The organism is Hymenobacter sp. IS2118 (genome assembly GCF_000715495.1).
GTDB lineage: Bacteria > Bacteroidota > Bacteroidia > Cytophagales > Hymenobacteraceae > Hymenobacter.
In genome coordinates, this window is the sequence record NZ_JNLX01000060.1 from 53,438 (window position 1) to 73,941 (window position 20,504).

Annotated in this window: 16 protein-coding genes; 8 read left to right on the forward strand and 8 right to left on the reverse strand. The window is 58.5% G+C overall.

The features are described from left to right. Positions 1-18: 18 nt before the first annotated feature. Together GM79_RS04300 and GM79_RS04305 are read right to left on the reverse strand one after the other, a co-directional pair. Positions 19-1,440, reverse strand: coding sequence for a Glu/Leu/Phe/Val family dehydrogenase (locus tag GM79_RS04300; protein ID WP_200875578.1), 1,422 nt, complete (start codon positions 1,438-1,440; stop codon positions 19-21). 107 nt (positions 1,441-1,547) lie between these two features. Next, positions 1,548-3,854 (reverse strand): efflux RND transporter permease subunit, encoded by a 2,307-nt coding sequence (locus tag GM79_RS04305; protein ID WP_035559809.1) that lies wholly within the window; start codon positions 3,852-3,854, stop codon positions 1,548-1,550. A 172-nt stretch (positions 3,855-4,026) separates the two neighbouring features. Here GM79_RS04305 and GM79_RS04310 point away from each other — a divergent pair, with 172 nt between their 5' ends. The 5 genes from GM79_RS04310 to GM79_RS04330 all read left to right on the forward strand — a co-directional run bounded on the left by GM79_RS04310 (position 4,027) and on the right by GM79_RS04330 (position 8,322). Beyond that, positions 4,027-4,254 carry a hypothetical protein gene (locus tag GM79_RS04310; RefSeq protein WP_035559811.1) on the forward strand — a complete coding sequence of 76 codons (228 nt, stop codon included), beginning with the start codon at positions 4,027-4,029 and terminating at the stop codon, positions 4,252-4,254. A gap of 120 nt (positions 4,255-4,374) precedes the next feature. After that, the gene (locus tag GM79_RS04315; protein WP_035559813.1) at positions 4,375-5,469 is read left to right on the forward strand and encodes a type I restriction endonuclease; all 1,095 of its coding nucleotides are present in this window, start codon (positions 4,375-4,377) and stop codon (positions 5,467-5,469) included. Between the two features lie 139 nt (positions 5,470-5,608). Then, positions 5,609-7,114 (forward strand): cryptochrome/photolyase family protein, encoded by a 1,506-nt coding sequence (locus GM79_RS04320; protein WP_035559815.1) that lies wholly within the window; start codon positions 5,609-5,611, stop codon positions 7,112-7,114. A gap of 102 nt (positions 7,115-7,216) precedes the next feature. Further along, complete coding sequence (locus tag GM79_RS23650; RefSeq protein ID WP_072008531.1) at positions 7,217-7,393, forward strand: DUF2805 domain-containing protein; 177 nt, start codon at positions 7,217-7,219, stop codon at positions 7,391-7,393. 134 nt (positions 7,394-7,527) lie between these two features. Next, on the forward strand, positions 7,528-8,322 hold the full coding sequence (locus GM79_RS04330; RefSeq protein WP_035559818.1) for a thymidylate synthase: 795 nt from the start codon (positions 7,528-7,530) through the stop codon (positions 8,320-8,322). Positions 8,323-8,387: 65 nt separating this feature from the next. Here the strand turns inward: GM79_RS04330 and GM79_RS04335 are convergent, their stop codons facing one another. The 4 genes from GM79_RS04335 to GM79_RS04350 form a co-directional block, all read right to left on the reverse strand. Next, positions 8,388-9,194: an aminotransferase class IV gene (locus GM79_RS04335; RefSeq protein ID WP_051718499.1), complete on the reverse strand. Its 807-nt coding sequence runs from the start codon at positions 9,192-9,194 to the stop codon at positions 8,388-8,390. A 93-nt stretch (positions 9,195-9,287) separates the two neighbouring features. Then, complete coding sequence (locus tag GM79_RS04340; RefSeq protein ID WP_035559821.1) at positions 9,288-11,783, reverse strand: T9SS type A sorting domain-containing protein; 2,496 nt, start codon at positions 11,781-11,783, stop codon at positions 9,288-9,290. Positions 11,784-12,708: 925 nt separating this feature from the next. Further along, the gene (gene dprA, locus GM79_RS04345) at positions 12,709-13,836 is read right to left on the reverse strand and encodes a DNA-processing protein DprA (RefSeq protein ID WP_035559824.1); all 1,128 of its coding nucleotides are present in this window, start codon (positions 13,834-13,836) and stop codon (positions 12,709-12,711) included. Positions 13,837-13,981: 145 nt separating this feature from the next. Then, positions 13,982-14,344 (reverse strand): MerR family transcriptional regulator, encoded by a 363-nt coding sequence (locus GM79_RS04350; RefSeq protein WP_035559827.1) that lies wholly within the window; start codon positions 14,342-14,344, stop codon positions 13,982-13,984. Between the two features lie 81 nt (positions 14,345-14,425). On the opposite strand from GM79_RS04350, the gene alaS reads away from it, so the two are divergent. The 3 genes from alaS (at position 14,426) to GM79_RS22745 (ending at position 18,830) form a co-directional block, all read left to right on the forward strand. Next, the gene (gene alaS / locus GM79_RS04355) at positions 14,426-17,107 is read left to right on the forward strand and encodes an alanine--tRNA ligase (RefSeq protein ID WP_035559869.1); all 2,682 of its coding nucleotides are present in this window, start codon (positions 14,426-14,428) and stop codon (positions 17,105-17,107) included. 252 nt (positions 17,108-17,359) lie between these two features. Beyond that, positions 17,360-18,022 (forward strand): energy transducer TonB, encoded by a 663-nt coding sequence (locus GM79_RS22740; RefSeq protein WP_051718500.1) that lies wholly within the window; start codon positions 17,360-17,362, stop codon positions 18,020-18,022. Between the two features lie 10 nt (positions 18,023-18,032). Further along, positions 18,033-18,830 carry an energy transducer TonB gene (locus GM79_RS22745; protein WP_161787115.1) on the forward strand — a complete coding sequence of 266 codons (798 nt, stop codon included), beginning with the start codon at positions 18,033-18,035 and terminating at the stop codon, positions 18,828-18,830. A 435-nt stretch (positions 18,831-19,265) separates the two neighbouring features. On the opposite strand, the gene GM79_RS04370 is transcribed toward GM79_RS22745, so the two are convergent. Next, positions 19,266-20,168: an IS3 family transposase gene (locus GM79_RS04370; protein WP_051718502.1), complete on the reverse strand. Its 903-nt coding sequence runs from the start codon at positions 20,166-20,168 to the stop codon at positions 19,266-19,268. After that, complete coding sequence (locus GM79_RS04375) at positions 20,165-20,452, reverse strand: transposase (protein WP_035559831.1); 288 nt, start codon at positions 20,450-20,452, stop codon at positions 20,165-20,167. The genes GM79_RS04370 and GM79_RS04375 overlap by 4 nt, the downstream gene beginning before the upstream one ends. Positions 20,453-20,504 lie beyond the last annotated feature (52 nt).

Consider the following 20,504-nt stretch of genomic DNA (forward strand, 5'->3'; position numbering starts at 1 on the left):
CGACGGATACCGTTGGGCTTACGGAAATATGCCCAGCGACTGGTAGCTGACGCCCACTTTCTCGATGGCGCTGTAGAAGGCCGCCGTGCGCAGGTCCTGAATGCCTTTGACCTGGTTCATCACCGAGCGGATTTCGTGGTAGGCCACTATCATGGTGTCCTCCAGGCCAGAGCGCACCAGGTCCAGCTCGTCGGTGCCGTGCACAATGAGGGCGCGCTCCTGCGGGCTGATGCTTTTGCCGGTGCTTTGCTCGATAATGGTGACGAGCCGTTGCAGCGAGGCTTCCTCGGCCCGCTTGCCCATGCGCCCGAAACGGACATTGGAGAGGTTTTTCAGCCATTCGAAATATGACACCGTGACGCCCCCGGCGTTCAGGTACAGGTCGGGCAGAATGACAATGCCCCGTGCTAAGAGGATTTTCTCCGCGTCGCGGGTGACGGGGCCGTTGGCACCTTCAGCCACTATTTTGGCTTTGATGCGGGCCGCGTTGCCTTCGTGAATCTGGTTTTCGAGGGCGGCGGGCAGCAGCACGTCGCATTCGTATTCGAGCAGCGTTGCGGTGTCGGGTACGTTTTTGGCGCCTGGGAAATCCAGCAGCGAGCCGGTTTCGGCACGTTGCTTCATCACGGCTTCCAGGTCGAGGCCATCGGCGTTGAAAATGCCGCCTTCGCGCTCGGCGATGCCCGTAATCAGGGCGCCTTCCTGCTGGCAGAAGTGGGCGGCGTGGTAGCCCACGTTGCCCAGGCCCTGCACAATAATGCGCTTGCCACTCAGGCCGCTGCTCAGGCCAATCTGCTTGAGCATTTCGGCGTCGTTGAACAGCTCACGCAGGCCAAAAAACACGCCCAGCCCGGTGGCCTCGGTCCGGCCCCGAATGCCGCCCTGGCCCACGGGCTTGCCCGTTACGCAGCCCAGGGCACTGGTATCGCCGTACTTAAAAGTCTGGTAAGTATCGGCAATCCAGGCCATTTCGCGGCTGCCGGTGCCGTAGTCCGGCGCGGGCACGTCCACGCCCGGCCCGATGAGGTTTTTCTTAATCAGCTCGCTGGCGTAGCGCCGGGTCACGCGCTCCAGCGTTTGCTCGGAGCTGGTGCGGGGGTTGATTTTTACGCCGCCTTTGGCGCCGCCGAAGGGCACGTCCACCAGCGCGCACTTAAAGGTCATGAGCGTGGCCAGGGCTTTCACCTCGTCCTCGTCCACATATACGCTGTAGCGGATGCCGCCTTTGCTGGGCAGCTTGTGGTGGCTGTGCTGCACCCGAATGCCTTCGAAAACCTGAATTTTGCCTTCGACTTCGACAGGAAAATTTACCTTGTAAATGCTGTTGCAGGCCTTAATCTGGGCGAGAATCCCAGGGTCCAGCTTGGAGAATTGTGCGGCCTGGTCGTAAAACTGCAGCACGCTGTCATAAAAATCTTTCCCTTCAATCGGCTGGCTCATGCTCATTGAGATTTAGTGGATGTATCCAAACCTAACGGCAAACGGAAGGGGCGCGTTGTATCGTGGCGTTGGAGCGGCGCACGCGCCAAAACACTGGTAAATGGCGGTTATTTCTCAAGCAGCTCCGGCTGCGGCACATCGCCGGCGGGGGCTTTGGGCCGCTTGTAGAAGTAAAGAATGAGCAGCGGCAGCAGCGTGAGCTCGGCCACCACGCCGAAAAGCAGCGTCAGGCCGATGAGCAGCCCGACATAGAAGGTGCCGTCGAATTTCGAGAAAAGCAGCGTGGAGAAACCGCCCACGAGAATGAGGGAAGTGGTGATTACGGCTTTGCCGGCCAGCAGATACGTACGCCGCACGGCCTTAAAAATGTCGGGCTCTTTGGCCAACGTCAACCGCAGCTTGGAGATGAAGTGGATGGTGTCGTCGACGGCGATGCCGAAGGCGATGGTGAAAATGATGCTCGTGCTCACCTTCATGCTCACGCCGGCCAGGCCCATTACCCCGGCCACGATGACGATGGGCAGCAGGTTGGGAATGAGCACCACGATGACCATACGGCCGGATTTGAACAGGGCCAGCACAATAAGGGTCACCATTAGCACATCGATGGCCATGCCCTGAATCATGTTCAGGGTCAGGTTTTCGTTGTTTTTGTCGATGAGGTTGGATGAGCCCGTGAGGCGGGTGGTCAGCACCTTGGGGTCTACGGTGGCGCGCAGGTGCTGGCGCAGGGCGTCGTTCAGCTTGCCGGCCCGCACGCTGCCCACGTCGGCCATGCGGCCCGTAAGCCGGCCAGCCGAGCCATCGGGCAGGGCCAGGGCGCTGAATTCGGCTTTTTTGCGAAACAGCCGGAGCTTGCCGCGCAGGCGTTTCAGCTCCGTAGTGTCGGCCGGGAGGCGGTATTCGGCCAGGCCGCCGCCGTTCAGGGCTTTGCGCACCGATTTCACCAGCGTGACCGGCGAGGCGGCGAAGCGCAGGCCGTACGTGGTTTCGAGGTAGCCCTCAATTTTCTCGGTTTCCCGCAGCACGTCCAGGTCGTAAATGTCGCGGCCGGGGGCCGGCTTCAGCTCCATTTCAAAGGGCCGCACCCCGGCAAACTGCCGCTCAAAAAAGGCGAAATCCTGCCGTACCGGGTCATTAACTGACAAATCATCGAGCAGGGCGGAGTTGATGCGAACCCGCGTGGAGAAGCCGATGGCCGTGGCCAGCACCAGTCCGCTCACGATGAACACCAGCCGGCGGCGCAGCAGCACCTGCCGAAACAGGCGGCCCAGCACGCCATCCCAGCTGTGGCCCTGGCGGCGGGGCTCCCGTAGCTGGGGCTTGCCCAGCAGCACCAGCATGGCCGGCAGCAGCGTGAAACTGAGGATGAAAGCCAAAATGATAGCCACGCCCGTGAACAGCCCGAAGTTGTGAATGGGCCGGATGGTGGAGGTCATCAGCGTGAAAAAACCAAGGCTGGTGGTGAGCGCCGACAGGCCCGACCCAAACCCCGATTCCTTGATGGTGGTCCAGAGGGCCTCCTTTTTGCCGGCGCCGTAGCCCAGCTCGCTCACGTAGCGGCTGATGATGTGAATGGTGTCGGACATGCCCACCACGAAGAGCATGAGCGGGAGCAGGGCCGTCATCAAATCGATGCTCACCCCGAAGGCCGACATCACGCCCAGGCCCCACAAAATGGCGCCCAGCACCACAATCAGCGGCAGCACCACGCCCCACCACGTGCGGAACGTGAGCCACAGCAGCCCCGTGACCAGCAGCACCGACAGCGACATAAACACCACCAGCTCCCACTTCAGCCTATCCACAAACACCGACTGCGCCACCAGCTTGCCGGCGAAATGCACCCGCTCATCGGGCAGCCCCAGCCGGGTGATGCCGCCGCGCAGGGCCGCAAAGAGCGAATCGCCGGGCGGCTTTTCCAGGTCGGGCGTGATTTGCAGGACCAAAGCTACGGCTCGCGCATCGGGGCTGAACACGTTGCCTACAAGGCCGGGCGTGCGGTAAATCAGGGTGGAGTCGTCGGCGCGGCGGGCCGGTTCGTTGGGGTGCAGGTAGGGGATGTTGAACACACCCAGGCCTTCCACTACCGGGTTGGCGAGGGTAGTGGGGGAGGTCACGCTCAGCACGTGGCGCTGGCGCCGGGCCAGCTGCGTGAGGGAATCTACTTTGGCCAGGAAGGCGGGGTCGAATACGGTTTTGCCGGCGGGCGCTTCCAGGCCCAGCAGCACGTAGTCGTTGTCGTTGCCGAAGCGCTGGGTGTAGCCCTGGTAGTAGTCCAGGTCGGGGTCGCCGGCGGGGTAGAAGTCGTTAAAATTGTAGTTGAACCGCAGCTGGGCGGTGGAGTACACGCTCAGGAGCGTGAGCAGGCCCAGCAGAACGAGGGTGAGTTGGGCGAGGCGGCGGATGGGCATTCGTTCGGGCTATTCGCTAGGGGCAGATAGCCGCTAGCTCAAAAATCGGGGTGTCTGCACAACAAGCCAGCCGCCACAACGTTCGGCTCCTGCTCCATCCATTTGCCCGGCCAAGTGAATTTTCCAGCTTCGTTGTATATTTCGCTAACCAACCCGCTAACTTTTTAAGCCCATGAAAAAGTCCCTGCTTGCCCTCGCCCTGTTTGCTTTCGTCGGTACCGCCGCCCACGCCCAGGAGGGCCCCGGCAAAGACTCGAAAAAGGCCACTGCCTCCACCAGCCCCAAGGCCACGTGCGCCATGGGCGCCAAAAGTATGGCCGCCGGCTCGTGCTGCATGAAAGGCGCCAAAACCGCCGGCGTGAAGCCCGCCGCCAAACCGGCCGTTGTCGTCAAGCTGTAATTGCTCGTCCTTGGCCCCGGCCGCTGCTGAGAAACTCAAAGCCGCTTCAGAGATGAGGCGGCTTTTTTTGTGTTAATTCAGGCTTAAGTTTACCCAGTTTTCTACCCAAACCCAAATAGTATGGAGTTGATTGACCAACTGAGTAATCTGGCCTCGCGCGCCCAAAAGCAACTCGCCCACATTCAAACGGAAGAAGCAACTAAAACTGCTTTGGTGATGCCGTTTATTAACGCCCTCGGCTACAATGTATTCGACCCATCGGAAGTTGTGCCGGAGTTCATTTGCGATATTGGCACGAAGAAGGGCGAAAAGATTGATTATGCCATCATGCGCGATGGCAAACCAATCATTTTGATTGAATGTAAATACGTTGGCAGCGACCTCAATATCAATCATGCCAGCCAACTTTTTCGGTATTTCCACGTGACTGAAGCGCGGATTGCCATTCTTACCAATGGTCTTATTTACCGATTATTCACAGATTTGGAGCAGCCGAATAAGATGGATGAGCGGCCGTTTCTGGAATTCGATTTGACAAATTTCCATGAGAACGATGTTGCTGAAATTAAAAAGCTCAGCAAAAATTCATTTAGTATCGAGGACATGCTTTTTGCTGCATATAATTTAAAATATATGCGGGCATTTAAAAAGTATTTCGATGAGCAATTCACGCAGCCCTCAGCTGATTTTGTGCATTTTGTATCAAAACAAGTTTACGAAGGCGTTTTAACCAATAAGTTAAAAGAACAGTTTAATATTTTAGTTCATCGTTCTTTTCACCAGTTTCTGAACGATAAAATCACCATGCGACTACGGTCAGCCATGATTGATACCAGCGGGCAGGGACCGTTGGTGAACGATGTTCCGGCAATGTCGATGCCAGAAACTTCCGTTGCTTCAGAAACAGAAAATAAGGAAAAAGACATTGAAACAACCGTTGAGGAAACAGAAGGCTTCATGATTGTGAGGGCAATTTTGCGCAAAACAGTGCCAGTGAATCGAGTAGTGATGCGTGATGTACAGTCGTATTGCGGAATTTTGTTGGATGATAATAATCGTAAGCCAATTTGCCGACTGCACTTTAACAGCAGCAAGAAGTACGTAACCTTGTTTGATGTTGAAGGTGGCGAACGAGTTGATATTGTCTCGTTGGATGATTTATACGGAATGGCTTCCCGAATTCGGGCAACCGTGCAAAAGCATGAAGCTAAGTAAGAAGTGTGCAGCTGAGTTCAAGGAGCCAGAGTAACAAAAAAACCGCTCATTGAAGCGGTTTTTTGCTTTTATCGGGTTGCATTTGCCTGAACCTTCTCCATTCCCGATTGTAGCAATAGCGCCTAATTTCTCGCTGTTTATGCCCACCACTGCCCCCGAATGCCTCCTGCTTTTTCCCAACCAGCTCTACCGGGAGCATCCGGCCTTGCTGCCCGGCCGGCCGGTGGTAATGCTGGAAGAGGTGCTGTTTTTCACTCAATTTCACTTCCATCAGCAGAAGCTGGTGCTGCATCGGGCCAGCATGCGGGCCTACCACAAGCGGTTGCAAGCCCAAGGTATTGCCTGCGATTACGTAGAGGCCCGGCAGCCCACGGCCGACGTGCGCCAGTGGATAGCCCAGGCCGGAGCCGCGGGCTTGCGTCAACTCCACGTCATCGACCCGGTGGACGACTGGCTGCGGCGGCGCATCGAATCGGCCACGGCCCGGGCCGGAATCAGCCTGACCGTGCACCCCAGCCCTAACTTTTTGAATGAAATGGGCCCGGCGAATGCCTATTTCGACGGTCGCAAGAAGTATTTCCAGACCGATTTCTACGTGGCGCAGCGGAAGCAGCGGCAGCTGTTGCTGGAGCCCGACGGCCAGCCTACCGGCGGCAAATGGACGTTTGACACGGAGAACCGCGCGAAATTTCCTAAGGGTGAAACCGTGCCCGCGCTGCCCTGGCCCGCGTCCCCGGCCGAGGTTGTCGAAGCCATTGCCTACGTCGAAACCTATTTTCCGGACCACTACGGCCAGGCCCGCGATTTTCGCTACCCCACCACCCACGCGGCGGCCGAGGCCTGGCTGGCAGATTTTTTGAAGCAGCGGCTGGGCAAATTTGGCGTGTACGAAGACGCGCAGGTGGCCCGCGAACCGGTGCTTTACCACTCGGTGCTGACGCCGATGCTGAACATCGGGCTGCTCAGTCCGCAGCAAATTCTGGACGCCACGCTCGCCCACGCGGCCCGCCACGAGGTGCCAATAAACTCCCTGGAAGGCTTTTTGCGGCAGATTGTGGGCTGGCGCGAGTTCATCCGCATTGTGTACGAGCGGGAGGGCCGCAGGCAGCGCACCCGCAATTTCTGGGGCTTTGAGCGCAAAATTCCCAAGGCGTTCTGGACCGGGACCACCGGCATCGGACCGGTCGACATTGTGATAAAAAAAGCCCTGGCCGGCGCCTACAACCATCACATCGAGCGACTGATGGTGATGGGCAACTTTTTCCTGCTCTGCGAGTTCGACCCCGACGAGGTGCACCGCTGGTTCATGGAAATGTATATCGATGCCTACGATTGGGTGATGGTGCCCAACGTGTACGGCATGACCCAATTTGCCGATGGCGGCCTGATGACCACCAAGCCCTACATCAGCGGCAGCAACTACCTGCTGAAAATGGGCGACTGGCCCAAAGGCGACTGGCAGGCCACCTGGGATGGCCTGTTCTGGCGCTTCATGCACGTCAACCGCGACTTTTTTACGAGCAACCCGCGCCTGGGCATGCTGGTGTCCACTTTTGATAAGATGAGCGAAGTGAAGCGCGACGCCCACCTGGCGCACGCCGAGGCATTTTTAGCAAAGCTGGACGACTGGAACGAACGCGCCTAGCGCAGCCTTGGCGTCGGCGAAACGTTGGACTCTGCGGGCGCTTGGTACGCACTGGCTTCAAAACCACCCACGCCCTGTCAGGCCGCGCCTTTTCCTAAGCGCGTGAAAACTGAACCCACGGATTTTAACCAAATTTCCGGGGCCAACAGCGCCCGCGTCATTGAAATCCAGTTCGGGCTGGCCGAAAAAGACGTCATCGAACTTATGCACCGTTCAATAAAGGCTTCATCGTTTCGGCTGTGGCGCAAGCGCATGGCGGGCCGCACTACCAAGCACTAGGCGCTGCGTTCTGAAAAAGTAGGCGGGTTCAAGAACTCCAGCCAACGCAGCATTTCGATGAATGAATTTAGCAAGCGCTGAAGAGCGAACGGTAGTAGGAGCATCCGTAACCAGCGTTTTACCTTTGGGACCTTATGCGCCAATACCAAGCCCTTCTCCGCCAAATCCTCGCCACCGGTACCGTGAAAACCGACCGGACCGGAACTGGTACCCTCTCTATTTTTGGGCCCCAAATGCGGTTCAATTTGGCCGAAGGTTTCCCGCTGGTAACCACCAAAAAGGTGCATTTGAAGAGCATCATCCATGAATTGCTGTGGTTTTTACAGGGCGATACTAACATTGCCTACCTCAAAGAGCACGGCGTAAAAATCTGGGATGAGTGGGCCGATGCCGCCGGCGAGCTGGGTCCTGTGTACGGCCACCAGTGGCGCAGCTGGCCCGACGGCCGCGGCGGCCACATCGACCAAATCAGCACCATCATCCAGCAGCTCAAAACCCAGCCCGACTCGCGCCGCATCCTCGTGTCGGCCTGGAACGTGGCCGAGCTGCCCGACATGAAATTGCAGCCCTGTCATGCCCTCTTCCAATTTTACGTAGCCGATGGCAAGCTGTCCTGCCAACTCTACCAACGCTCGGCCGATGTCTTCTTGGGCGTGCCGTTCAACGTTGCCAGCTACGCGCTGCTCACCATCATGGTGGCCCAGGTAACGGGCCTGCAGCCCGGCGAATTCATTTGGACCGGCGGCGACACCCACCTCTACAGCAACCACCTGGAACAGGCCAACCTCCAACTTACCCGCGAACCCCACGCGCTGCCGCAGATGCTGATTAACCCGGAGGTAACGGACATTTTCGGTTTCAAGTACGAAGATTTTCGGTTGGAGAATTATGAGCCCTGGCCCGCAATAAAAGCGCCGGTTGCCGTTTAGCGCAAAGTTTCGCGAATTAAAAAAAGCAAGTTTCGCAAAGTTTAGCCTTGCGGGACGTGCTTTTTTTAATTCGCGAAACTTTGCGCTAAATAGGGCGGGAGCGCAGTACTGAGGAAGGAAGTATTACTGACGTGGTAAACAGTGCGAATTGCCGCCACATTTGCCGTAAACGCACCATCGGCCGCCAGTAACTCGCCCTTTCCAAACAGCCCCTCCCGGCACTCCACGCCCGCCGCCCGCGCCGCCCGTAGCACCTGCGCCCGGCGCACGCCCGCCACGCAGCCGGTTTCGAGCGAAGGCGTGAATAACACGCCATCCTTTTCCCAGAAAATAGTCGCCGCGCCCGCCTCTGCTACGTGCCCGTGGGCATCGCAGAGGATGATTTCATCGAGCCCGCGTCGTTGCCGCTCGTGGGCGGCCCGCACATATAACCACGCCTGCGGCCCTTTGCAAAAACTGAGCGGGGAATGAATGGAATGGGTTTCGAGGGCAAAATCAGCCCTGGCGATGGGCGAGTTATCGGCGACAAAGGGCTCGGCGGTGGCCAGCCATTCGGCGGCATTGGTTAGGGGCGTGTAGAGCCCGCCGCCGCTGCGCCAGAGTTGCAGCCGCAGGCGGGCGTCGGGCAGGGCGTTGGCCTGGGTGAGGGCGGCCAGCGTGGTTTCCAGAGTTTCAGGCGTGGCCAGCGCGGCGGGTAGCGTGAGGTAGAGCGCGGCGGCGGCCCGTGCCATGCGGGCGTGGTGGTCAGCGGCGAGGCGCAGGCGGCCGGCGGTGAAAATCAGCGTTTCAAAGAAGCCATCGCCGAAAGCCAGGCCGCGGTTGGGCAGGGGCAGGGCGGCGCTGGGCAGGAGGTCGTTGTTATAAAGCAGCACGGGCCCAAAGTACGGCCAGAATGTAGTCGGACGCTACCTCAAACTACGAAACCGGAATGTTCGTGCTTTTGAAGTAGCGCCAGCTACTCTCGTTTACTGCACCTGCACGCGGCGTACGACCGTTCCTTCCGCGTAAGTCACGCGCAGCAAGTATGTGCCGGTGCTCAGCGTTTCGAGGGGAAGTACGACGGGAGCGGTACCGGTTAACACCTGCTGCAACACGGGCCGGCCCAATAGGTCAAGCATCTCCACGGCCTGCGGGTGGGCACTGGCATCGGGAGCTACCGTGAGGGCCGAGTGAGCCGGCACAGGCCAAGCTTGGGTGCGGGCTGCAACCGCACGCGGCGCGGCCATATGCAGCACAGCGGGTGCCGTGATGCGCGCTAGGGCCGCACGGGGCTGCCCGCCAACGGTGCCGAAAAAGCCGCCCAGCACAATGGCCCCGTTGGGCTGTAGCAGCAGCGAATTGACGGTTCCGTCCGGCGTGGCCGTAGTCTCGAATGAGGCATCGGCGGTACCGTTGGGCAGCAGTCGGGCCAGGTTGGCGGGCAGGCCGCCGCCGGTGAATAAGCCGCCGAGCAACACCCGGTTATTGGGTTGCAGCAGCAATTTGTTTACCGTGCCGCTGGTTGAGGGCGGCACAAAGTCCCCGTCGAGCGAACCGTCGGGGTTCAGGCGCAGTACGTTAGTGCGAGACGTGCTCCCGTAGCCACTGAAACGTCCTCCCACCAGTATTTTACCATCGGGCTGCACGGCTAGGCTGTTCAATCCGCTGGTGGTGTTTGCCCCGCTGAAGGCGCTGCCGACAAACGACAAGTCCTGTGTGCCGGTGCTTTCCAGCCGCATTATGGTATTTAGCAATGAATTTCCGGATGAAGCCCTAAAGGAACCCGCTACCAGAATTTTGCCATCAGCCAGCAACTCCACCGCATGCACGGAGTTGTTGCTGCCGGGACCCGTCGCCAAGGTCGAAAATGTAGCGTCGGGGGTTCCATTAACTAGCAAGCGCACCAGATTAGGGCCAGTGGTGCCGGCGGCGCTGCTGAAGTTGGCCACCAGGATGCGGCCGTTGGGTTGTACCAGCACGCGCGTGGGACGGATGCGCAGGGCCGAAGCATCGAACGTGTTATCAAGAGCCCCGGTGCTTAGGTAGCGCACCACCGTAGCGCCCGTGGCGGCTAGCAAGCTGCCATCGGCCTGCAGGGCAAGGTCAGTCACCCGGACATTGGTAGCGCCCAAAGCCGGAGCAAAGTTGCCATCCAGGCTGCCGTTGGGGTTGAAGCGGGCCAGACCGTTGGCCGCTTGTCCGTTAATCTCCGAGAATAAACCACCGACGATGAGCTTGCCATCGGCTTGACGCACCACGTCGTTTACCGAGCCGGTGGTTTGAATGAGCGGTTGGAAAGAGGTGTCCAGCGTACCATTACTCGTAAATTGTACCAAGGGGTGATTATCCAGACCGGCTGTTCTCATAATTGAATTACCACCCACCAGAATGCTTCCATTGGCCAGCAAAGTCAGGGAGTAAAGCGGGCCATTGGTAGTCACGGTAGAAAAAGAAGTGTCCTCGCTGCCGTTGGTATTCAACCGCCCAATCCGGGACGGGCCCTGCGCAGTGCTCGCGTACAGAATCCTGCCGTCGGCTTGCAGCTGTAGGACATCGCCAAAAAGGGAATACACGGAGTACTCAACCAAGCTGGACGGAGCGAAAAAAATGGGGTCGAGGGCCCCACTCGGCAGCAGCCGAACCAGCCCTGCACCGGAAGGGCCATTGCTGGTGTGTATCGCGCCAGCCACCAAAATTTTGCCATCGGGTTGCACCAACAGATTAATGGCTTCGCTCTGGGTGGTGAACGTGGTGACGAACGTGGCATCGAGCGACCCGTCGGCATTCAACCGGGCCAGTCCGTTGGCGGGCTGGCCATTGTAGGTGTCGAAGTAGCCGCCAATAAGCATTTGCCCGTTGGGCAGGCCCACAATGATTTCAATTTCTCGGTCGGCGCCCGAGCCGGCGTTAAAAGTAGGGTCCACGGCACCCGTGGCAGTGAGGCGCACGATTCGACTGGCCGGCGTGCCATTGAACGTATCGAAAGGGCCTACTACTACCATTTTTCCGTTGGGCAAAGGCAAAATATCATCTACATAGATGGTGTTGCCAGTGGATACTGCTCCCGAGCCCGCGTTGAAAGTGGCGTCGCCGGTGCCGTTGGCATTTAGCCGTAGTACCGATTCCCGCGTGAGCCCGCCGGCCGTGATTGTGCCGCCCAGGGATATCAACAAAATCTGACCGTTGGGCAGCAGGCGGGGCCGGTAGGTCCGGCTTGCGGGGCCCACGTTTTGCTGAAATGCAGCATCGAGGACACCGTTGGCGTTTAATCGGGCCACTCCGGAGGCAGTGCTCCCGTTCACGCGGGTAAAAGCGCCCGCCACCACGCGCTGGCCGTCGGGTTGTTCCACTGCCGTATATACAATGCCAGGAGCGTAAATGCTGTTGGGTGCAAAACTGGGGTCGAGGACTTGGGCGTCAGTAGGTTGCCAGGATAGCGCAGCCCACAGCGAAGCCACAATGCACAGTTGAAAAACTTTCATTATATCGGGGGAAATGGATTAACCGGGTGACAAACCGGTGGAGGGAATTGCTTTAAAAAGTTCAATAGTAACCAGAACATTACTACTCTGCCCTACGATGTTTGGGAAGTGATTGCAGCGCGTCTAAAATCCCTTTTAATAAGGCTGACGTTTCACCTGTAATGCGCCAGAATTGCCTCCAATGGCTGAAAAGTACAAACGAAACGTTAGTGCCAAGGGACTCAAAAAAAGCGGGGTAAAGCAGTGCGCTACCACTGTACCCGCACGCGGCACATGACAATTCCTCCACCATTAAGTTGCGCGCAGCAGCGCAGATAGATGCCGACGGCAGGCTGTCGCATTGATGGTACCGTCAGCATTAAGGCGTAACAAGCAGTTGCGGGTAATGCCGCCAGCCACAAGTGGTGTACTGCTAATCAGTTGTGCATAAGTGACCGTATTCAATTCGGTCACGTCCCGGTTACGCCTCGGCTGCGCTCGCCATTACGGCCTGAAAACTACGCTTGTTTTCGCGCGCTTATTTAATCAATACATGCCGTGTGTGGCCATTTTTCAGTGCTTCACGCGGTCTACTTGTCAGCTTGTGCCTGTGTTCTGCTGACATGCCGAATCGAGGCAACTATTTGCAGTAAAGCGTGCTGAACAGCGGTTAGCAATGCTGTTTGTCCGGTTGAAGCCGCTAATCAGCAGCGCCTCCCATCGGGCTGCTTTACGGTCGAACAAGTTATGCCAAAGCTGTAAATGGCAAAATGAGCGAAGCTCGGGTTGAGGCTCTGGGCCTCAAGTGGCTGGTTCAAACCGTCGACTTCAAGTATCAATGTGCCTAAATAATGGAAATACAAGGACTGAAAATGCGAGAAAAATAACAGGTATCCACTGGTGAAAAAGCATTATTGAAGTGAGGAACCCAATAATTTTTGATGGCTCACACCAACACAAACTTCTTCCCCGGCAGTGCCCGTACCACGCCCCGAAACTCCAGCGCCAGCAGCAGCGAGGCCACGGCGTAAATGGGCAGTTGCGCTTTCCAGGCCAGCTCGTCCATCTGCATTTCGCGGCCGGGCGCGGCGGTTAGCAGGGTTAGCACACTGAACTCCTCGGGCGTGAAATCGTCGGCTGAATAGGAGGGAACGGGCTTAAACTTCCCCGACTGGTGCAGGGCCGCATCCCAGTTCAGGAGCTGCTCCAGGTCCAGGGGTTCCTGATATAGGGCGGCCTTGTTGCTTTTGATGAGGGCGTTGCAGCCGGCTGAAACCTCTGAGCCCAGGTTGCCGGGCACGGCCAGCACGTCGCGGTCGTAGCTCAGGGCTAGTTCGGCGGTAATGAGGGCGCCGCCTTTGATGGCGGCTTCCACTACCACTGTACCATCGGCGAGGCCGGCGATAATGCGGTTGCGGGCCGGGAAATTGTAGCGGTCCGGCGGCGTGCCGAAGGGAAATTCGGTGAGCAGGCCGCCCTGTTCGCGCATCTTTTCGGCCGTTTTCTGGTGCGCGTGCGGGTAAATTCGGTCCAGGCCGGTGGCCATCACGCCCACAGTTTCCAGTCCTTCGGCCAGGGCGGCGCGGTGGGCCATGATGTCGATGCCGTAGGCCAAACCACTCACCACTAGCGGCCGGTGCGGCAGCAGTCCCTTAATAATGCGCTCGGTTTGCTCGCGGCCATATTCGGTGGCTTTGCGGGTGCCCACCAGGGCCACGATTTTGGGCGCGTTCAAATCAGCCGTGCCCTGGTAGTAGAGGATGGCCGGCGCATCGGGTAGCAGCTTGAGGCGGCTGGGGAAGCGCTTGCTGGTGTAGAAAATGATTTCCACGCCGTCCTTTTCGGCCTTTTTCAGGTCGGCCTCCGCCTTACGAAAGGCGGTTTCACGCTCCGGGCCAGTGAGAATAGCCACGGTGGCCGCGCCCACGCCGGGAATCCGGCGCAGCTTGCCGGGCGGCATCATCAGCACATTTTTGGCCGAGCCGCCGTAGCTCATCAGCTGCCGCGTGAGCTGCGGGCCAATGCCGGGCAGCAGCGTGAGGGCAAGTTCGTGGAAGAGGGTGTCGTCGGCCATGTACCGTAAGCCTCAGCTTGCGCTGGAGTAGAATGTACCGTAAGCTTTAGCTTGCGACGAGCGGAGCGAGTGCCGCGCTCGGAGAGTTTCGTAGGGTGGTTTGTAGGGCAACGCCGAATTCGCTGCGCTCATCACAAGCTGAAGCTTATGGTACATCGGTTTTCCCCGCCGCTTCTACTTCCTTTTTTAAACTCATCAGGAACGCCCGCACTTTTTCCAGGCTCTGCACCACGTCAATTTTTTCCTTGAGCTGCGGCCCCTTTTGCTTGAGCATGTCGCGGGCGCCGGGAATGGTGTAGCCGCGCTCCTTCACCAGGTGGTAGATGGTGCGAAATATTTCAATGTCCTGCGGGGTGTAAAGGCGGTTGCCTTTCTTGCTGCGGCGGGGGCGCAGCTCGTCAAATTCCGTCTCCCAGAAGCGCACCAGCGACTCGGCTACCTTGAACTGGGCGGCCACCTCGCCGATGGTAAAGTACTGTTTCTCGATGCTGCGCTCTTTATAGGGCATATGGCTACCTTTGCTTTTCAGCCGAAAGTACCTAAAAAAACCGCATTCGCTGCTAATCCGGCCGCGTTGCCCTTCTTCTATATGTCGCTCCCCACCGCCACCGCTGTCCGCCAGCAATTCCTTGATTTCTTCGCCTCGAAAGGACACCACATCGTGCCTTCGGCCCCCATTGTGGTGAAAGACGACCCCACGCTGCTATTCATCAACAGCGGCATGGCGCCATTTAAGGACTATTTTCTGGGCAATAAGCCCGCGCCCCACAAGCGCATTGCCGACACCCAGAAGTGCCTGCGTGTGAGCGGCAAGCACAACGACCTGGAGGAAGTAGGCTACGACACCTATCACCACACCATGTTTGAGATGCTCGGCAACTGGTCGTTTGGCGATTATTTCAAGAAAGACGCCATTGCCTGGGCCTGGGAGCTGCTCACCGATGTGTACAAGCTGGAAAAGGACCGCCTCTACGTTACCTATTTCGAAGGTGATGAGGGCGACAAGTTGGCCGCTGATAGCGAAACGCAGGACCTGTGGCGCCAGTACACCACCGACGACCGGATTTTGCCCGGCAACAAAAAGGACAACTTCTGGGAGATGGGCGACACCGGCCCCTGCGGCCCGTGCACCGAAATCCACATCGACCTGCGCTCCGAGGAGGAGCGGGCCGCCACGCCCGGCCGCGACCTCGTGAACGCCGACCACCCGCAAGTGGTGGAGGTGTGGAACAACGTGTTCATGGAATTCCAGCGCCTGGCCGACAAAAGCCTGGTGAAGCTGCCCGCCCAGCACGTGGACACCGGCATGGGCTTTGAGCGCCTGATGATGGCCGTGTCGGGCGTCAAGTCGAACTACGACACCGACGTGTTCCAGCCGCTCATTCAGTTCATCGCCAAGGAAGTGGGCGTGGAATACCACGGCACTGCGCCCGCCAAGGTAACCGACCAACCCACCACCGAAAACGAAAAAACGGACATCGCCATCCGGGTAATTGCCGACCACATCCGCACCATCGCCTTCACCATTGCCGATGGTCAGCTGCCCAGCAACGTGAAGGCCGGCTACGTAATCCGCCGCATTCTGCGCCGCGCCGTGCGCTACGCTTTCTCGTCGCTCAACCAAAAGCAGCCCTTCCTCTTCAAGCTGGTGCCCGTGCTGGCCGACCAGATGCGCAACATCTTCCCAGAGCTGAAAGCCCAGACGGCTTTCGTGCAGCGCGTGATTGAGGAGGAGGAAATTGCTTTCTTGAAAACGCTCGAAACTGGTCTGCGCCGCCTGGATGCGCTGGAGGAAACCGCTCACGCCAATGGCAACCGCATCGACGGCAAAACGGCGTTTGAGCTGTCTGATACCTTCGGCTTCCCGCTGGACCTCACGGCTCTCATTGCCCGCGAAAAAGGCCTGACCGTGGACGAGGAAGGCTTCCAAAAGGAGCTGGCGCAGCAGAAAAACCGCAGCCGCAACGCCCAGGAAACCGAGCAGAGCGACTGGACCGTAGTGGCCGACACCGACGAGCAGCCCGCCTTCGTAGGCTACGACCATGACGTCGCGCCGGCCCGCATCCTGCGCTACCGCAAAACCACCGCCAAGGGCAAAACCGAGTACCAGCTGGTGCTCGACCAAACCGCGTTCTACGCCGAGAGCGGTGGCCAGGTGGGCGACACCGGCTTTCTGGAAGGGGACTTTGCTACGATGCGCGTGATTGACACCAAGCGCGAAAACGACCTCATCGTGCACACCGTGCTGGAGTTGCCCCAGGACCTGACCGGCCAATTCATGAGCCGGCCCGATGCTGCCCGCCGCACCCAGATTCGGCAGAATCACTCCGCCACGCATCTGCTGCAGGCCGCCCTGCGCGACGTGCTGGGCTCGCACGTGCAACAGAAAGGCTCGCTGGTGAACGAGAAGCTGCTGCGCTTCGACTTCTCGCACTTCACCAAGGTAACCGACGACCAGCTGCGCCAGATTGAGCGCATCGTAAACGAGAAGATTCGCCAGCAAATCCCGCTCGACGAACGCCGCAACGTACCCATTTCCGAAGCCAAAGAACTGGGTGCCATGGCGTTGTTTGGCGAGAAATACGGCGAGTTTGTGCGCGTCATTACTTTCGATAGAGGCTTCTCGGTAGAGCTGTGCGGAGGCCTGCACGTGCCCAACACCGGCACCATTGGCTACCTCAAAATCACGGCCGAAAGTGCCGTGGGTGCCGGTGTGCGCCGCATCGAGGCGGTGACCGGCATCGGCGCCGAAGCTTACGTGGACCAGCAGCTCGACCTGCTCAGTCAGGTGCGCGAAACGCTGGGCAACCCCCAGCACCTCATCACCAGCATTGAAAAGCAGAGCGAGGAAATTACCACGCTCCGCAAGCAGCTGGAGCAGTTTGAGCTGCAAAGCATGAGCCAGCAGAAGGACCAGCTCGCCGCCCAGGTGAAGGAGCTTAAGGGCGTGAATTTCCTAGCCGCCGTGGTGCAGGCGGGCTCGGCCGAATCCCTCAAGACGCTGGCTTTCAACCTCCGGCAGGTAGTGCCCAATCTGGTGGCTATCCTGGGGGCCGAAATCGACGGCAAGCCCCAATTGGCCGTGATGCTGGACGATGAAATTGCCAGAGCCGGCAAGCTCAACGCCACCACGCTGGTACGCGAGCTGGCCAAGGAAATCCAGGGCGGCGGCGGCGGTCAGCCCTTCTTCGCCACGGCCGGCGGCAAGAACGGGGCCGGGCTGGCGGCGGCCATTGCGAAGGCAGAGGAAGCCGTGAGCAAGGTGTTGTAAGCCACTGGCTGGTTTAATTCTTTTGCCAAAAGCGGCGGCTCCACTTGCTGGGGCCGTCGCTTTTATATTCCGTAAGGAAGCCGGCTGGTATTTTGCTGCGCAGTTGGGCTCTGCGTCCTTTGCACTTCACTCCTAACTGGCTACTGCATGTTGAAATTATGTATTGTTTTTGTAGCGCAGTGCCTGTTGTTTGCGGCACCAGCTGCCGCGCAGCAACATATTTTGCCTCCTAAATTGGACTTCCTGGACTCTATGCGCCGAGTGCTGCCCGGTGATGTAGGTGCCCATTACCGCCGCGAAACGGAGTACACCGACAGTGTGGCGGCCACCGTGAAAACCTATTCCGTGGCCACGGGCAAGCTCACAAGCCAACAAGGATTCGCCAACCTGCGCAAGGGCGTACCCAACGGGGTATCGGAGTGGTGGTACCCGGCCGGGCAACTCCATATACACGAAGAATATGCGTTGGGCAGAAGAGTGGGCGAACTTCGCACGTATTACCCCAGTGGGCAGCTGAAGCGCCGCGAAGTTTATAATCTCAAGGATGATTTCAATTCCACCGGTGAATGCTTTGCCGAAAGTGGCCAATCGGTACCCTTTTACAAATTTGAGCAAATGCCTGTGTACTCCGTGGGCGACGGTGGTAGCCAGGCAATTGTGGCCGCTGTACAGCGCGGGATAAAATACCCGTGGGCGGCGCTTAAAGCCGGTTGTACCGGCAAAGTTGTCGTGAGCTTCAACGTGACGGCGCTGGGCGAGGTAGCCGATATCCGCATTGTGCAGAGTGTGTGCCCGGCCGTTGACGAGGCGGTGCTGAGTGCCGTGCGGAAGCTAAAAAGTTTCAAGCCGGGGTTGCAGGATGGGCAGCCGGTGGCCGTTGCCTTCAGCGTGCCCGTTACTTTCGCAATTAATTGAAGCTCAAAGCATGAAACACATTTATAAAACGTTGCCGGGCATTGTCCAACTGGTTTGCTTGTTGTGGGCAATAATGGGAGGTGCAACGGGGCCGGTATTTGCTCAATCAGCAGTCACATTTCCTCATAAATTCACAGAGTACATAGCCCCCGACGGTAGTAAGCTGCCCGGACCCGAAGGAGCACACCACCGTAACGACTATACTTACCGGGACAGCTTGTCGGGCACTATTCGGGTGTATGATGCAGCCGGTAAGCTGCAGGAAATTACGCCCTATGCAGACTTGGGTAGCCGTATTAAACTTGGGCCTCGAACCACTTTTTACGACAACGGCCAGCTGCGTTCCAAGGAAGACTTTGTGGGCGAAAAGCGGCAGGGGGAGTTTCTGGTCTATTATCCGGAAGGCCAGCTAAAACGCCGGGAGATTTACGAGGACAACATCCGTAAATCCGCAGCCTGTTTTGCCCGGGACGGTGGCCCGGTGGCATTCTACGAGTACAGCATAATGCCCACTTACAAAGGTGGCGGGACCCAGAAGATGGTGCAGGCCATTGCCGCAAACGTCCGCTACCCGGCTGCTGCTTTGCAGAAGCAAACCCAAGGGCGGGTATTCGTCTCGTTCAAGGTGGCGGTGAATGGGTTGGTCGAGGACGTGAAAGTGGTGAAGGGCGTCTCGACCGAACTAGACTTGGCGGCCATTAGCGCGGTAAAAAAACTGAGTGGCTTCACTCCGGGTCAGCTGGATGGCGAACTCGTTCCGGTATCGTTTACCCTACCGGTGACCTTTAGCATCACGGAAAAACACTAAGCCGGTCAGGCAGGATTGGGGCTATTAGCTTTTGGTATACCCGCAGACACTGAGCTGTCTATTTGCAGGAATGCCTGCGCCAGCGTCTGTTTACAACAACCCGCTTGCTCAATCAGTACTATATTTCAAAAGACAAACAAAGTCTCCCTGCCCTGAACAGTGTTGCCAATTACAGAATACCAGGGCCGTTTTACCATCAGCTATGCTACCCCATACTCCTATGAAAACACTCTTTTTCTGTTCCGCATGGCTACTGGCTTGCCCTTTCGCAGCCCAGGCGCAAGATTCTGAGCCGGCTTTGCCGCTACCCAAAAGCAGCTTTTTTAAGGCTGATTACAGCCCCGCTTCTGCTGATGATTCTACGGCGTATTGTGTAGAAACTACGCTCCGCGATAGCCTGTCGGGAATGGTGCGGGTATATTTGAGGTGGTCTAGTTAAGCAGGAGAGAATTGGGTGATGTTGTTAAGGTGCTGTTGATGAAACTGGTACGGCTTCTGATAGCCAATGCTGGAGTGGCGACGCTCATGGTTGTAGTAGTCAAAATAGTCGGCGACGCTGGCCTGGGCATCGGCTAGGTCGGCGAAGACAGGCCAGTCACGGGCTTCGAGCTCCTCGGTTTTGAGGCGCGACCACAGGCTTTCCGCCTGGGCGTTGTCGTAGCACTCGCCGCGTCGGCTGTGGGAGAGCTGGGCCTGGGCGTCGCGCAGCACAGCCTTGTAAGCGTTGCCCACGTATTGCCCGCCCCGGTCGGAATGGACGATGAGGCCGGGGGTGGGCCGCTGGGCCAGCAGCGCCCGCTGTAAGGCGCTGGTGACCAGCGCTTCGGGCATGTCGGCGCGCACCTGCCAGCCCACCACGTGCTTGGTGCACACGTCCTGAAAGGCACACAGGTAAGCCCAGGTCCCGTTGGCTAGCGGCAGGTAGGTGATGTCGCTCACCCACACCCGGTTGGCCTGGGTGGGACGCGGCTGGTCAAGCAGCAAATTGGGGGCACAGCGCTGCCCGTGGGTCGAATCGGTGGTGCACGGAACGAAGGACTTGGGCTGCAAGGCCTTGCGCCCGTGGCGGCGCAGCCCCATGCGCAGGGCCTGGCGGCCTACCCGATGGCCCTTTTCCCGCAACTCAACCCGGAGCCGACGCGTGCCGTAGCGGCGTTTGTGGTAGTCAAAAACCGCCATCATTTCCGTTTCCCAGGCCGGTTCGGCCCTGCCCACGGCCCCGGCCGCCTGCCGGTGCCGCCAGGCGTAGTAGCGGCTGGGTACCACGTCCAGCACCTGGCAAAGTTGCTGGATCGGGTAAAAAGGCCGCTGCTGGTCAATGAATTGCAGCGTACTCACTGGGTCGGGGGATGCGAGAAGATGGCGATGGCTTTTTTTAAAATATCGAGCTCCTGCGCCAGCCGTTTGTTGGCGACGCGCAGCGCCCGCACTTCGGTGGCCTCGGCCGGGTCGGCGGGCAAGGGCTGCTGGGCCGCTTTCTGCCAGGCATAAATCCGCTTGGCGTCGATATTCAGGGCGCGGGCGGCGGCCAGCGTGGAGCGGCTTTCGCTGGCCAGCCGCAGGGCTTCGGCGCGGAAGGCCGCATCATAACGCGGCCGTTTCGTAGGAGGAGCTTTTTCCATGGGTTCGGGAAGTTAGCACCCAATTCTCTCCTGTTTGACCCGACCACCTCAA